The sequence below is a fragment of the Aeromicrobium massiliense JC14 genome (genome assembly GCF_000312105.1).
GTDB classification, from domain to species: domain Bacteria; phylum Actinomycetota; class Actinomycetes; order Propionibacteriales; family Nocardioidaceae; genus Aeromicrobium; species Aeromicrobium massiliense.
In genome coordinates, this window is the sequence record NZ_HE978638.1 from 54,653 (window position 1) to 68,492 (window position 13,840).

Sequence of the window (13,840 nt, forward strand, 5' to 3'; positions counted from 1 at the left end):
CATGGCCATCGAGGTCCGCATCCCGACCATCCTGCGCACGTACACCGGCGACCAGCGCGCCGTCGAGGCCGGCGGCAGCACCGTCGCCGAGCTGATCGACGACCTGGAGTCGCGTCACGCCGGCATCAAGGAGCGCCTGGTCGACGGAGGCGACGTCCGCCGCTTCGTGAACGTCTACGTCAACGACGAGGACATCCGCTTCACCGGCGGCCTGCAGGCCCCGGTCTCCGACGGCGACACCGTCGTCATCCTGCCGGCCGTCGCCGGCGGTGCCGTCGACTCGCTCTGATGACCCGGTACGACTCGCTGCTGGCCGGCGTCGGCAACACCCCGCTCGTGGGACTGCCGCGCCTGTCGCCGTCCCCGGACGTGCGGCTGTGGGCCAAGCTCGAGGACCGGAACCCGACCGGCTCGATCAAGGACCGCGCCGCGCTGCGGATGATCGAGGTCGCCGAGGCCGACGGCACGCTGCGTCCGGGCTGCACGATCCTGGAGCCCACCAGCGGCAACACCGGCATCTCGATCGCCATGGCCGCCCGGCTCAAGGGCTACCGCTGCGTGTTCGTCATGCCGGAGAACACGTCCCAGGAGCGTCGCCAGCTGCTGCGGATGTGGGGCGCCGAGATCGTCTCCAGCCCGGCGGCCGGCGGGTCGAACGAGGCCGTGCGGGTCGCCAAGCAGATCGCGACCGAGCACCCCGACTGGGTGATGCTCTATCAGTACGGCAACCCCGCGAACGCCGAGGCGCACTACCTCGGCACGGCGCCGGAGATCCTGGCCGACCTGCCCGAGGTGACGCACTTCGTGGCCGGGCTCGGCACGACCGGCACGCTCATGGGCGCCGGCCGCTTCTTCCGCGAGCACAAGCCGGAGGTGCGCATCGTCGCCGCCGAGCCGCGCTACGGCGAGCTCGTCTACGGCCTGCGCAACCTCGACGAGGGCTTCGTCCCCGAGCTGTACGACGCCTCGCTCATCGACAGCCGGTTCTCGGTCGGCCCGCGTGACGCGGTGCGCCGCGTGCGCGAGCTGCTCGACCAGGAGGGCATCTTCGCCGGCGTCTCGACCGGCGCCATCCTGCACGCCGCGCTCGGCCAGGCGGCCAAGGCGGTCAAGGCCGGCGAGAGCGCCGACATCGTCTTCGTCGTGTGCGACGGCGGCTGGAAGTACCTGTCGACCGGCGCCTACGAGGGCACGATCGACGAGGCCGAGGACGCCCTCGAGGGCCAGCTCTGGGCCTGAGCCCGCGCCACCTCCTGGGGACGGATCAGCGCGAGCGCTGCTGGGACGCGATGAGGTCGCGGTACCAGGCGAACGAGTCCTTCGGCGTCCGCGCCAGCGTCTCGAAGTCGACGTGCACGAGGCCGAACCGCATCGCATAGCCCTCGGCCCACTCGAAGTTGTCCATGAGCGACCAGTGGAAGTAGCCGCGCACGTCCACGCCGACGTCCATCGCCGCGCGCAGCGCGCGCAGGTGGTCCTCGGTGTAGGCGATGCGGCGCTGGTCGTCCACGCGGCCGTGCTCGTCCGGCTCCTCGTTGAACGCCCCGCCGTTCTCGGTGATGTAGACCGGCGGGAGCCGGTCGCCGTACCGCTCGTGGAACCCGACGAGCACCTCGGTGAGGCCCGACGGCACGATCGGCCAGCCGAAGTCGTTGTGGGTCGGGCTGTCGATGTCGTGGAACGTGAACGGCAGGTCGGGCGGAAGCATCGCGCCGTCGACCACGGCCGGGTCGGTGCCGGTGCCCGTGCCGGGCGCGCCGACCGCCTGCGGGTTGTAGTAGTTGACGCCCAGGAAGTCGATCGGCTGTCCGATCGTGGCCAGGTCGTCGTCGCGGACGCCCTCGACCAGGTCCTCGAACCCGTCCACGCCCCACTCGCCCAGGATCAGCGGGTCCAGGAACAGCCGGTTGTAGAGGCTGTCGAAGAACGCCACCGCCTCCGCCGACTCGGGGTGGTCGTCGGACGGCCACACCGGCACGTGGTTGTTGGCGATGCCGATCTCGCGGGCGCCGGCGGCCCGCAGCGCCTGGACGCCGCGGCCGTGCGCGAGCAGCTGGTGCAGCGCGACCTGCAGGGCACCGAGTCCGAGCTGCTTGCCCGGTGCGTGGCGTCCGGTGGCGTGGCCCATCATCGTCAGCACGACCGGCTCGTTGAGCGTCATCCACCGGGTCACCCGGTCGGCCAGGCGCTCGGCCACGGCCCCCGCGTACTCGGCGAAGCGGTCGGCGACGTCGCGCGACTCCCAGCCGCCCCGGCCCTCCAGCGCCTGCGGGGTGTCCCAGTGGAAGAGCGTCGCGCTCGGCTGGATGCCCTTCTCCAGCAGCGCGTCGACGAGCCGTTCGTAGAAGTCCAGGCCGCGCGGCTCGACCGTCATGCCGTCGGGCATCACGCGCGGCCACGCCACCGAGAACCGGTAGGCGTCGACGCCGAGGTCGGCCATGAGGGCGACGTCCTCGCGGTAGCGGTGGTAGTGGTCGCACGCGACGTCGCCGGTGTGGCCGGCGCGCACCGTGCCGGGACGCGAGGCGAACACGTCCCACGCGCTGGGGCCGCGGCCGTCCTCGGTCACCGCCCCCTCCACCTGGTAGGACGCCGTGGCGACGCCCCAGACGAAGTCCGGTCCGAGCTGCAGGTCGGTCATGGCGCCAGTGTGCGCGGCCGCCGGGCTCACCGCGGGCGCGCGACCCCCGCCACACCGGGCGCTCTCGCCTAGGTGAGGCCCGCACTCACGGGTACGCTCTCGGCTTGTGGCTGACGCACCCATCGGGATCTTCGACTCCGGCTTCGGCGGGCTCACCGTCGCCCGGGCCGTGCTCGACCAGCTCCCGCACGAGCCGGTGCTCTACCTGGGCGACACCGCCCGGCAGCCGTACGGCCCCAAGCCGATCTCCGCGGTGCGCGAGTACGCCCTCGAGTGCCTCGACCATCTGGTCGACCAGGGCGTGAAGGCGCTGGTCATCGCCTGCAACTCCGCCAGCGCCGCCGTGCTGCGCGACGCCCGTGAGCGCTACGACGTCCCGGTGGTCGAGGTCATCGTCCCGGCCACGCGCCGGGCCGTGCGGGCCACCCGCAACGGGCGCGTCGGCGTCATCTGCACCACGGCCACCGCGACGTCCCAGGCCTACGACGACGCCTTCGCGGCCAACCCGGACGTGCGCCTGTTCACCCAGCCGTGCCCGCGCTTCGTCGACCTCGTCGAGGCCGGCGTGACGAGCGGCCCGGAGCTGCTCGACGTCGCCCGCGAGTACCTGGCCCCGCTGCAGGCGGCCGACGTCGACACCCTGGTGCTCGGCTGCACGCACTACCCGCTGCTCACCGGGGTCCTGTCCTACGTCATGGGCGACGGCGTCACGCTCGTCTCCAGCGCCGAGGAGACGGCCAAGGACGTCTACGGGCTGCTCGTGCGCGAGGGCCTGGAGCGCGACCCGGGTCTGCCCTCCCCGCAGCACCGGTTCCTGACCACCGGACGCCCAGAGGAGTTCGCCCGCCTCGGCCGCCGCTTCCTGGGTCCCGAGCTCGAGGTCGTCGACCAGTTCGCGTGGATGCGCCCGGAGGTGGTCTCGTGAGGCTCACGATCGTCGGCTGCGCCGGCTCCTACGCCGGTCCGGACTCGCCGGCCAGCTCGTACCTGCTCGAGGCCGAGCACGCGGGCAGCACCTACCGCGTGGTCATGGACATGGGCAGCGGCGCGCTCGGCGCGCTGCAGCGCCACGTCGACCCGCGCGACGTGGACGCCGTGGTGCTGAGCCACCTGCACCCCGACCACTGCATCGACCTGTGCGGCTTCTTCGTCTTCAGCAAGTACCACCCCGACGGCGCGCTCGCGCCGATCCCGGTGTGGGGCCCGGACGACACGGCCGGCTACATGGCCCGCGCGCACGGCCCGGACGCCAGCACCGGCATGGACGACCAGTTCGACTTCCAGCCGTGGCAGGAGGGGGAGCCGGTCGTGCTGGGCCCGTTCACGATCACGCCGGTGCTCGTCGACCACCCGGTGCAGGCGTACGCCCTCAAGGTGCAGGCCGGCGACGCGACCCTGGTCTACTCCGGCGACACCGGGCCCACCGAGGCGCTGGCGGCGATGGCGCAGGGCGCCGACGTGCTGCTGTGCGAGGCCTCGTTCGTCGAGTCCCAGGAGAACCCGCCGAACCTCCACCTCACCGGCGCCGAGGCCGGCGAGTACGCCCGGCGCTGCGGCGTCGGGCGCCTGCTGGTCACCCACGTGCCGGCCTGGACCGACCGCGACGAGGTCGGCCGCGACGTCGCCAGCACCTTCGACGGCGCCTGGACGCTCGTCGAGTGCGGCCAGGTCTTCGACCTCTGACGCGTCCGGCCGGCCGTCGGTGCCGCTCGGTAGGGTCGAGCACATGACGACCCGCGAGGACGGCCGCGCCGTCGACGAGCTGCGCCCCATCACCCTGACCCGCAAGTGGCTCGACCACGCCGCGGGCTCCTGCCTGGTCGAGTTCGGCAAGACCCGCGTGCTGTGCGCCGCGAGCGTCGAGCAGGGCGTGCCGCGCTGGCGCAAGGGCAGCGGCCTGGGCTGGGTCACCGCCGAGTACGCGATGCTCCCCGCCGCCACCCACGACCGCTCCTCGCGCGAGTCGGTCAAGGGCAAGGTCGGCGGCCGCACCCACGAGATCTCCCGCCTGGTCGGCCGCGCCCTGCGCGCGTCCATCGACTACGAGGCGCTCGGCGAGAACACGATCATGATCGACTGCGACGTGCTGCAGGCCGACGGCGGCACGCGCACCGCGGCGATTACCGGCGCCTACGTCGCGCTGGCCGACGCCGTCACCTTCCTCAAGGGCGAGGGCGCCACCGTGGGCGAGCCGCTGCTCGACTCGGTCGCCGCGATCAGCGTCGGCATCATCGACGGCGTGCCCATGCTCGACCTGCCCTACGTCGAGGACGTCCGCGCCGAGACCGACATGAACGTCGTCATGACCGGTGGCGGGCAGTTCGTCGAGGTGCAGGGCACCGCGGAGGGCGCCCCGTTCGACAAGGCCGAGCTGGACGCCCTGCTCGAGCTCGCGGCCAAGGGCTGCGCCGACCTCACCCGCCTGCAGGAGCAGGCCCTGCTCGGATGAGCGCGCGCGTCGTCCTGGCGTCCAACAACGCCAAGAAGCTGGCCGAGCTGCGCCGCATCCTCGAGCCGCTCGTTCCCGGCGTCGAGGTGCTGGGCCTGGCCGACGTCGAGCCGTACCCCGAGCCGGCCGAGACCGAGCCGACGTTCGAGGGCAACGCGCTCATCAAGGCGCGCGCCTGCCGCGACGTCACCGGCCTGCCGTCGCTGGCCGACGACTCGGGCATCTGCGTCGACGCGCTGAACGGCATGCCCGGCGTGCTGTCCGCGCGCTGGAGTGGCGTCCCCAAGGACGAGGGCGGTGACGCGGCCAACAACCGGCTGCTGCTCGCCCAGCTGACCGACGTGCCCGACGAGCGCCGCGGCGCGACGTTCCGCGCGGCCGTCGCGCTGTGCCTGCCCGACGGCACCGAGATCGTCGTCCACGGCGAGATGCCCGGCCGCGTGCTGCACGCCGAGCAGGGCGAGGGCGGGTTCGGCTACGACCCGCTGTTCGCCGCCGAGGGCCACGACGTCTCCACCGCCGAGCTGACCCCGGAGCAGAAGGACGCGATCAGCCACCGCGGACGCGCGCTGGCCGCGATCGCCCCGCGGGTGGCCGAGGCCCTCCAGGCCTGAGCCGGCCCGCTGCACTGAGCCCGACCCGTTGCGCTGAGCCCGGCCCCGCTGCCTGAGCCTGTCGAAGGCTCCCTTCGACATGCTCAGGGAGCGGTGCGCGCCTCGGGAGCGGCGCGCGGCGTCAGGGGAGCGGAGCGCGGCTAGGCGCTCGCGCCCTCGAGGTGGGCGATGACCCGCTGCGCGATGCGCCGGCTGCCCTCGCGGTCGGGGTGCGTGCCGTCGTACACCGTCGAGGCGTCCAGCACCCCGCTCATGTCGACGAACTCGAACCCGTGCGCCTCGGCCTGGGCGCGGACGATCGCCGTGACCCGCGCGGCGTGCTCATGGGCCTCGGGACCCCAGGGCGGGCCCAGCACGACGACCCGCGTGCTGGCCGGCACGGACTCGCGGACGGCGTCGAGGTAGGCGGCCACGGCCTCGTCGACCATCGCGTCCGGGGCCACGGCGGGCAGGCCGTCACGGCAGTACGACCAGTCGTTGCGACCGCCCTCGATCACGAGCAGGTCGGGCCGCGAGGCGAGCGCACCGGGCCGGTCGCCGAACGTGTCGCCCGCGCAGCGCCGGCCGACCTTCAGGTAGCCGGACCCGGACTGCGCGTACCGCTCGACCGGGACGCCCAGGTGCCGGCCGACGATGCTCCACCAACCCTGGCGGTCGTCGCCGGGCCGGTCGTTGTAGAGCGCCGTGATGGAGTCGCCCACCACCGTCATGTCGGTGAAGGCGCCCGCGCCGGGCGCGGTGGTGCCCGCGGCGGCGGCAGTGGCCTGCGGCGTCTCACGCGTCGTGGTGAGGGAGACGAGACCGACCGCCAGCGCGATCGCGACGAGGGCGGTCGTGGCACGGCGGGTGGGACGGGAGGGGCGCTTCACGGGGTGGTGCTCCGAGCAGTAGAGGTGACCGCTGAAGCCTACGTCCGTCCGGCCCCCCGTGGGGAGGGTTCGTCACATGACGATCACGTGACAAACCGCTCAGATGCCACCCACCACGGCCGATGAGCCACCCCGACCGGTCATGGAAGACGGAAAGGCGGGACCCATGGAAGAGATGGACGAGATCGTCCAGGAATTCCTGGTGGAGAGCTACGAGAACCTCGATCAGCTGGATCGGGACCTGGTGGCGCTCGAGCAGGAGCCGGGCTCTCGCGAGCTGCTCGGCAGCATCTTCCGCACGATCCACACGATCAAGGGCACCAGCGGCTTCCTGGCCTTCAACAACCTCGAGTCGGTCACCCACGTCGGCGAGAACCTGCTCGCCCGCCTGCGCGACGGCAAGATGTCGATGACGCCCACGACCACCGACGTGCTGCTCGCGATGGTCGACACCGTCCGCGAGCTGCTCGCGGCGATCGAGGAGCGCGGCACCGAGGAGGGCGTCGAGGTCGCCGCCCCCGTGGCCGCCATCACCGCCGTGCTGGAGGGCCGCGAGCCGGCCGCCACCCCGGTCGCGGACCTGCTGCCCGAGGCCGCTGCCCCGGCCCCGGCCGAGCCGGGCGTCGCCGAGGTCGCCGAGACCGAGCCCGAGGCCGTCGTCGAGGCGCCGGTCGCCGAGGCTCCCGCCGCCCCCGCCGCGGCGGCCTCTGCTCCCGCGGCCCCCGCCGCGCCGGAGGAGGAGCACACGACCCGCCGCAACGCGGCCGAGTCGTCCATCCGCGTGGACGTCGACCTGCTCGACACCCTGATGCGTCAGGTCGGCGAGCTCGTGCTCAGCCGCAACCAGATCGTGCGCCAGGCCGCCGAGACCGACGACCTCGAGCTCGCCCGCGCCGCGCAGCGCCTGAACCTCATCGTCACCGAGGTGCAGGAAGGCGTCATGAAGACGCGCATGCAGCCCATCGACCACATCTGGGCCAAGATGCCGCGCGTCGTCCGTGACCTCGGCAGCTCGCTGGGCAAGAAGGTCAACCTCGAGATGATCGGTCGCGAGACCGAGCTCGACCGCAGCCTGCTCGAGTCGGTCAAGGACCCGCTGACGCACCTCGTGCGCAACGGCGTCGACCACGGCCTGGAGAGCACCGAGGACCGCGTCGCGGCCGGCAAGCCTGCCCAGGGCACGCTGACGCTGCGGGCGTACCACGAGGGCGGCCAGGTCGTCGTCGAGGTCACCGACGACGGCGCCGGCATCGACCCTGAGCGCATCGCGGCCAAGGCGGTCCAGAAGGGCCTGCGCACCGCGGAGCAGATCTCGCTCATGAGCCAGGCGGACGTCCTGCAGCTCATCTTCTCGCCCGGCTTCTCCACCGCCGCGCAGGTCACGAACGTCTCGGGGCGTGGCGTGGGCATGGACGTGGTGCGCACCAACATCGAGGCCATCGGCGGCACGATCGAGGTCGAGTCCGTCGTCGGTCGCGGCACCACGTGCCGCCTGCGCATCCCGCTGACGCTGGCCATCGTGCCCGCGCTGACGGTGGAGTGCGCCGGCGACCGCTACGCCATCCCGCAGGTCAGCCTGCTGGAGCTCGTCGCCCTGGATGCCGACCGCGCCGCCACCGCCATGGAGGAGGTCAACGGCGCGCCGGTGTACCGCCTGCGCGGCTCGCTGCTCCCGCTCGTCCGCCTCGCCGAGGTGCTCGGCGTCGAGTCCGAGCGCAGCGACGGCCACGTGCTCATCGCGGTGCTGCAGGCCGAGAACAAGCGCTTCGGCCTGGTCATCGACCGCGTCCTCAACACCGAGGAGATCGTGGTCAAGCCGCTCGACGCGCGGCTCAAGGCGATCGGCACCTACTCCGGCGCCACGATCCTGGGCGACGGCCGCGTGGCCCTCATCCTGGACGTGCAGGCGCTGGCCCGCCGGGCCATGGCCGCCGAGGCGCTCGAGCGCACCGCGGCCGACGAGGTCGCCGGCGAGGCGGCCAAGGGCGTCGGCGAGCAGCTGCGCATGCTGGTCGCGGGCATCGGCAGCGGCCGCCGCGTCGCGATCCCGCTGTCGTCGGTCACCCGGCTGGAGAACATCCCGTCGGACAAGGTCGAGCTCGTCGGCAGCCGCGAGATGGTGCAGTACCGCGGGCAGATCCTGCCCCTGGTGCGCCTGGACCGTCACCTCGGCGCCATGTCCGAGCGGCACACCGACGACCTGGTCGTCGTCGTGTACTCCGCGGGCGACCGCAGCGTCGCGATCGTCGTGGACGAGATCATCGACATCGTCGACGAGACGTCCGACGTCCACAGCGACATCGACGACCCGGGCCTGCTCGGCTCGACGCTGATCCGCGACCGCATCGTCGAGGTGCTCGACGTCCGCTCGGCGATCCTCGCCGCGGACCCGCGCTTCTACACCGATCCCGCGCCGGTCCTGGACGTGGACGGCACCATCACCACCAGCTTCCAGGAGGCGCTGTGAGCACCCGTCTGGTCACCTTCACCCTCCACGGACACCTGTACGGCGTCGACGTCGACGCGGTCCAGGAGGTGCTGCGGACGCAGCCGCGCACGCGCATCCCGCTCGCGCCCAAGACGCTGGGTGGACTCATCAACTTGCGCGGCCAGGTGCTGAGCGCGGTCGACATGCGTGAGCAGCTGGAGCTGCCCGCGCGGTCGGACGAGCAGGAGCCCATGGTCGTCGTCATCCGTGTCGCGGGCGAGCCCGTGGCCATGCTGGTGGACTCGATCGGATCCGTCGTCGACGTCGAGGACGATCAGTTCGAGCTTCCGCCGGACACGTTGTCGGGGGCGTCTCGGGAGCTTCTTCTCGGGGCGTACAAGCTGCACGACCAGCTCCTGCTCGCACTCGACGTCGAACGAGCTGTCGCTGCCTAGTCGCTCTGAAGGAGCCACCCCATGAAACGCATCACCTGGACCGTCGGCCGGCGGCTCACCGCCCTGGCCCTGGTCGGAGTCCTGACCGTCGGCATCGTCGTCTCGGTCGTCGTCAACAGCATGATGAAGCTGGACGAGTCGAGCGAGAAGCTGCAGCAGCTCAACCAGGTCGTCGACAACATGCACCTGCTCGACACCCGGGCCAGCGAGCTGAAGTCGACCGCCTACCGGGCGCTCAGCTCGCCGGACCCGACCTCGCTGCAGGCGGACATCGACGAGGACGTCAACACGATGAGCACCCTGCTCGACGAGATGGACGGTGCCAGCCTGGACGTCGACGCCGAGGAGAAGGAGGCGTTCCGCGTCGCCTTCGTCGAGTACGGCGGCACGCTGAGCGACGTCATCGCGCAGGCGGCGAGCAACCCGCGCGCCGCGCGTGGCCTGGCCGACGACGTGCAGGCGGCCAACGACGTGGTCGACCAGGTCATCGGTGCCGCCCTGGAGGCGATGTCGGCCGCGACCGCGGCCGAGGCCAAGCTCCAGGACGAGGACCGCAGCTCCACGATCACCGAGACGGTCATCATCGGCCTGGTCGGCATCGCGGCGCTCGGCGTGCTCGCCGTCGTCATCTCGCGCTCGATCGTGCGCCCCCTGGGCGGCGTGGTCTCGGTGCTCAAGGGCTTCGCGGAGGGCGACCTCTCGCAGCGGGTCGAGGAGACGGCGCAGGCCGAGCTCGGCGCCCTGCAGCGCAACCTGAACGCGTCGATGCAGGCGACCGACCAGATCGTCGGCAACGTGGCCGAGTCGGCGGACGCCGTCGCGGCCGCCGCCGAGGAGATGTCGGCCTTCGCCCAGCAGCTCGCGTCGGGCGCCGTCGAGACGTCCAGCCAGGCCGGCCTGGTGTCCGGTGCCGCCGAGGAGGTCTCGCGCAACGTGCAGACCGTCGCGGCCGGTGCCGAGCAGATGGGCGCCTCGATCCGCGAGATCTCGCACTCGGCCAACGAGGCCGCGCGCGTCGCCTCGGACGCAGTCGGGACGGTCGAGTCGACGAACCAGCAGGTCTCGAAGCTGGGCGAGTCCAGCCAGGAGATCGGCAACGTCGTCAAGGTCATCACGTCGATCGCGGAGCAGACCAACCTGCTCGCGCTGAACGCGACGATCGAGGCCGCTCGCGCCGGCGAGGCCGGCAAGGGCTTCGCGGTCGTGGCCAACGAGGTCAAGGAGCTGGCGCAGGAGACCGCGCGGGCCACCGAGGACATCGCCCGCCGCGTGGACGCCATCCAGGGTGACACCGCCGGGGCGGTCAGCGCGATGGAGGAGATCTCCACGATCATCGCGTCGATCAACGACTACCAGCTCACGATCGCGTCCGCGGTGGAGGAGCAGACCGCCACCACGAACGAGATGAGCCGCAACGTCGCCGAGGCGTCGACGAGCTCGAGCCAGATCGCCAGCAACATCACCGGCGTCGCCGACGCGGCCGACACGACCCGCGAGGCCGTCGTCCAGGCCGAGTCGTCGGTGCAGGACCTGGCCCGCATGGCGGCGGACCTGCGCACGCAGATCAGCCACTTCCAGCGCGCCTGACGCACCGCGAGGAGGGCCGGCCGGGACACCCCGGCCGGCCCTTCGTCGTCCCCGGCGCGTCCGGCCGGCGCCACGGTGGCCGGATCGTGACAGATTGCCCGGTGAAACCACTCGGACGTCCGAGCATCCCGCCGATGAGGGTCGCGATCCACTGCACGAAGCACCGAGGGGTTACGGATGACCGATCACGACACCACCACCGCGGACGAGCGTCGCGGCCTGGTCCAGCGCCTGCGCGACTTCAGCGTCCGCACCAAGACCCTGACGGCCGTCGGGCTGGCGTCCTTCGTGGCGCTCGTCGTCGGCGTCAACGGCATCAACGCGCTGAGCGACGCCACCGACGAGGCCGACGACCTCTACCGCAGCAACACCATGGGCATCGAGCACGCGGCCGAGATGCGCTCGGCGATCGACGGCATGCGCATGGCGGCGCGAGACGCGCTGATCAAGACCTCGCGCGTCGACAAGCAGGGTGCGCTCGAGCGGCTCGACGAGCGCTACGCCGAGTTCCAGACGGCGAGCCAGGAGTACGCCGACTCGGGCCTGGACTCCACGACCCGCGCGCTCGTCGCCGAGCTCGAGGACGCCGCTACCCAGTACAACCAGGTGCAGACCACCGAGATGGCCACCCTCGCCCTGCGCGGCGACGTGCGTCGCTGGGACGACCTGAACGCCACCGAGGTGAGCGGCTACACCGACGTCCTGGAGGCGAACATCCGGGCGCTCACCGAGCACGAGCTGGACGCCGCCGCGGACGCCGTCCAGGCGATCAACGACGACTTCACCTCGACCCGCAACCTCAGCATCGCGCTGTTGGCCGGCGGCATCCTGCTGGCGAGCGCGCTCGGCTGGTGGATCGCCGCGACCCTGGCCCGCAACGTGGCCCGCGTGAAGCACGTCATCGACGGCATCGCCGACGGCGACCTGACCCGCAAGGCCGAGGTCGAGAACCGCGACGAGATGGGCGACATGGCCGAGGGCCTGAACGCCGCGTCCGAGAAGATGCGCGGTCTCATGCGCACGGTCGTCGACTCCGCCGACGCCGTCGCCGCGGCGGCCGAGCAGCTGTCGGCGTCGTCGGCCCAGATCGCGGCCGGTGCCGAGGAGACGAGCGTCCAGGCCAACGTCGTGAGCAGCGCCGCTGAGGAGGTGTCGCGCAACGTGCACACCGTCGCCGCGGGCGCCGAGCAGATGGGCGCCTCGATCCGCGAGATCTCGCACTCGGCCAACGAGGCCGCGCGCGTCGCGTCCGAGGCCGTCGGGACGGTCGAGGCCACCAACCAGCAGGTCTCCAAGCTGGGCGAGTCCAGCCAGGAGATCGGCAACGTCGTCAAGGTGATCACCTCGATCGCCGAGCAGACCAACCTGCTCGCGCTGAACGCGACGATCGAGGCCGCTCGGGCCGGCGAGGCCGGCAAGGGCTTCGCCGTCGTGGCCAACGAGGTCAAGGAGCTGGCGCAGGAGACCGCGCGGGCCACCGAGGACATCGCCCGCCGGGTCGAGGCCATCCAGGCCGACACCGGCGGCGCCGTCACGGCCATCGGCGAGATCGAGGCGATCATCACCTCGATCAACGACTACCAGGTGACCATCGCCTCGGCGGTCGAGGAGCAGACCGCCACGACCAACGAGATGAGCCGCAACGTCGCCGACGCGTCGACGAGCTCCACCGAGATCGCCACCAACATCACCGGCGTCTCGCAGGCCGCGGTGTCGACGACCGAGGCGATGAACCAGTCGCGCCAGGCCGTCGACGAGCTCTCGCGCATGGCCGCCGAGCTGCGCGGCGTGGTGGCCCAGTTCAAGGCCTGATCCGTCACACGCAGTGCAGAGGTCGACCCGTCCGGTTATGGTCCGGACGGGTCGATCTTTTTTCTCGGGCGAGCGGAGGACGTGGTGACGTACTCCCTGGTCGGTGCGCCCGCCGTGGGCTTCGACCTCTCCCGGCTCTCCGGCGGCCCGCGGGTCGCGGCCGTCCTGCGCACCGCGCTGGCCGCCGACGCGTCCACGGTCGCCACCCTCGCCGGCCGGCATCCCGGTCCGGTCCGCGCCGCCTGGTGGGACGCGTGCAGCGCCCGTCCGGCCGAGCCGCTCGGCTCCGTGCTGCCCGACGTCGCCCCGAACCTCGGTGACGCGGGCGCGTCCGGCGTGCTGCTCCACCGGCTCGAGTCCGGCCTGCTGGGCGACCTCGACGCGCTCGACCGGCTGGTGCGCCACGACCTGCTCGAGTGGTCGTGGATCCACGCCGGCCCGGTCTCGGCCCAGGACCCGCTGGCCGCCGAGGCCGCCGACGTCCTCGTCGACGCGGCGGCCGCCGCGTTCGCCGGCGAGGAGGTCGACGGCGGCACCCGGCGGGCCATGACGTTGCCCTTCCTCGGCGCCCGCGTCCCGCTGCACGACGAGTCCGTGCCGGTGGGGGTCGAGGACGTCGACGTCCGGCTCGACCGCCTGGCCCACGCCGACGAGGACGTCCGCGCCGCCTGGCGCTCGGTGGTCGACGCCCGCCGGCGCAGCACCGCGCGATGGGCGCCGGCGATGCACCAGGCCACCTGGGCGCTGGCCGTGTCCGACCGGCTGCGTCCCGCCTTCGACGCCCAGATGGCCGCGGTCGCCGCCTTCGCGCGGGCCGGATTCACCGCGCACGACGCCGCGTACGGGGTGTGGAACGCGCTCAGCGGCGTGGTGCAGGCGGCGATGGTGGGCGACCTGCTGCCCGCCGAGGACGCCGACGTCCTGCTGGCGCCGTGGCGCGCCGTGCACGGCGACTGAGGTCACGCACGAGCCGGTCCAACCGGCC

The 13,840-nt window shown here is 72.4% G+C and carries 13 protein-coding genes; 11 read left to right on the forward strand and 2 right to left on the reverse strand.

Annotated features, from left to right (window positions below):
• Position 1 precedes the first annotated feature (1 nt).
• Together HGAM_RS12995 and HGAM_RS13000 are read left to right on the forward strand one after the other, a co-directional pair.
• The gene (locus HGAM_RS12995; RefSeq protein ID WP_019145938.1) at positions 2–289 is read left to right on the forward strand and encodes a MoaD/ThiS family protein; all 288 of its coding nucleotides are present in this window, start codon (positions 2–4) and stop codon (positions 287–289) included.
• Entirely contained in the window at positions 289–1,239 is a 951-nt protein-coding gene (locus tag HGAM_RS13000; protein WP_019145939.1) for a PLP-dependent cysteine synthase family protein, read from the forward strand. Before HGAM_RS12995 ends, HGAM_RS13000 begins: the two co-directional genes overlap by 1 nt.
• Positions 1,240–1,264: 25 nt before the next feature.
• On the opposite strand, the gene HGAM_RS13005 is transcribed toward HGAM_RS13000, so the two are convergent.
• Positions 1,265–2,641, reverse strand: a complete 1,377-nt coding sequence (locus HGAM_RS13005) for a GH1 family beta-glucosidase (RefSeq protein ID WP_019145940.1) — start codon at positions 2,639–2,641, stop codon at positions 1,265–1,267.
• 106 nt (positions 2,642–2,747) lie between these two features.
• Here HGAM_RS13005 and murI point away from each other — a divergent pair, with 106 nt between their 5' ends.
• Genes murI through rdgB form a run of 4 tightly spaced genes read left to right on the forward strand, consistent with a single transcriptional unit; the run spans position 2,748 to position 5,704 of the window.
• On the forward strand, positions 2,748–3,566 hold the full coding sequence (gene murI / locus HGAM_RS13010) for a glutamate racemase (protein WP_019145941.1): 819 nt from the start codon (positions 2,748–2,750) through the stop codon (positions 3,564–3,566).
• Complete coding sequence (locus HGAM_RS13015) at positions 3,563–4,324, forward strand: MBL fold metallo-hydrolase (protein WP_019145942.1); 762 nt, start codon at positions 3,563–3,565, stop codon at positions 4,322–4,324. The genes murI and HGAM_RS13015 overlap by 4 nt, the downstream gene beginning before the upstream one ends.
• A gap of 43 nt (positions 4,325–4,367) precedes the next feature.
• Complete coding sequence (gene rph, locus HGAM_RS13020; RefSeq protein ID WP_019145943.1) at positions 4,368–5,090, forward strand: ribonuclease PH; 723 nt, start codon at positions 4,368–4,370, stop codon at positions 5,088–5,090.
• Positions 5,087–5,704 carry an RdgB/HAM1 family non-canonical purine NTP pyrophosphatase gene (rdgB, locus tag HGAM_RS13025; protein WP_019145944.1) on the forward strand — a complete coding sequence of 206 codons (618 nt, stop codon included), beginning with the start codon at positions 5,087–5,089 and terminating at the stop codon, positions 5,702–5,704. The genes rph and rdgB overlap by 4 nt, the downstream gene beginning before the upstream one ends.
• Before the next feature lie 140 nt (positions 5,705–5,844).
• Here the strand turns inward: rdgB and HGAM_RS13030 are convergent, their stop codons facing one another.
• Positions 5,845–6,573, reverse strand: a complete 729-nt coding sequence (locus HGAM_RS13030; protein WP_019145945.1) for an SGNH/GDSL hydrolase family protein — start codon at positions 6,571–6,573, stop codon at positions 5,845–5,847.
• Between the two features lie 166 nt (positions 6,574–6,739).
• Between HGAM_RS13030 and HGAM_RS13035 the strand changes: the two genes are divergently transcribed.
• The 5 genes from HGAM_RS13035 (at position 6,740) to HGAM_RS13055 (ending at position 13,812) form a co-directional block, all read left to right on the forward strand.
• Positions 6,740–9,040 carry a chemotaxis protein CheA gene (locus tag HGAM_RS13035; RefSeq protein WP_019145946.1) on the forward strand — a complete coding sequence of 767 codons (2,301 nt, stop codon included), beginning with the start codon at positions 6,740–6,742 and terminating at the stop codon, positions 9,038–9,040.
• Positions 9,037–9,456, forward strand: a complete 420-nt coding sequence (locus HGAM_RS19310; RefSeq protein ID WP_019145947.1) for a chemotaxis protein CheW — start codon at positions 9,037–9,039, stop codon at positions 9,454–9,456. Before HGAM_RS13035 ends, HGAM_RS19310 begins: the two co-directional genes overlap by 4 nt.
• A gap of 21 nt (positions 9,457–9,477) precedes the next feature.
• A complete protein-coding gene (locus tag HGAM_RS13045) occupies positions 9,478–11,043 on the forward strand; it encodes a methyl-accepting chemotaxis protein (protein WP_019145948.1) in 1,566 nt (521 codons plus the stop codon).
• Between the two features lie 177 nt (positions 11,044–11,220).
• Positions 11,221–12,855 carry a methyl-accepting chemotaxis protein gene (locus HGAM_RS13050; RefSeq protein ID WP_019145949.1) on the forward strand — a complete coding sequence of 545 codons (1,635 nt, stop codon included), beginning with the start codon at positions 11,221–11,223 and terminating at the stop codon, positions 12,853–12,855.
• An 84-nt stretch (positions 12,856–12,939) separates the two neighbouring features.
• On the forward strand, positions 12,940–13,812 hold the full coding sequence (locus HGAM_RS13055) for a hypothetical protein (RefSeq protein WP_019145950.1): 873 nt from the start codon (positions 12,940–12,942) through the stop codon (positions 13,810–13,812).
• Positions 13,813–13,840 lie beyond the last annotated feature (28 nt).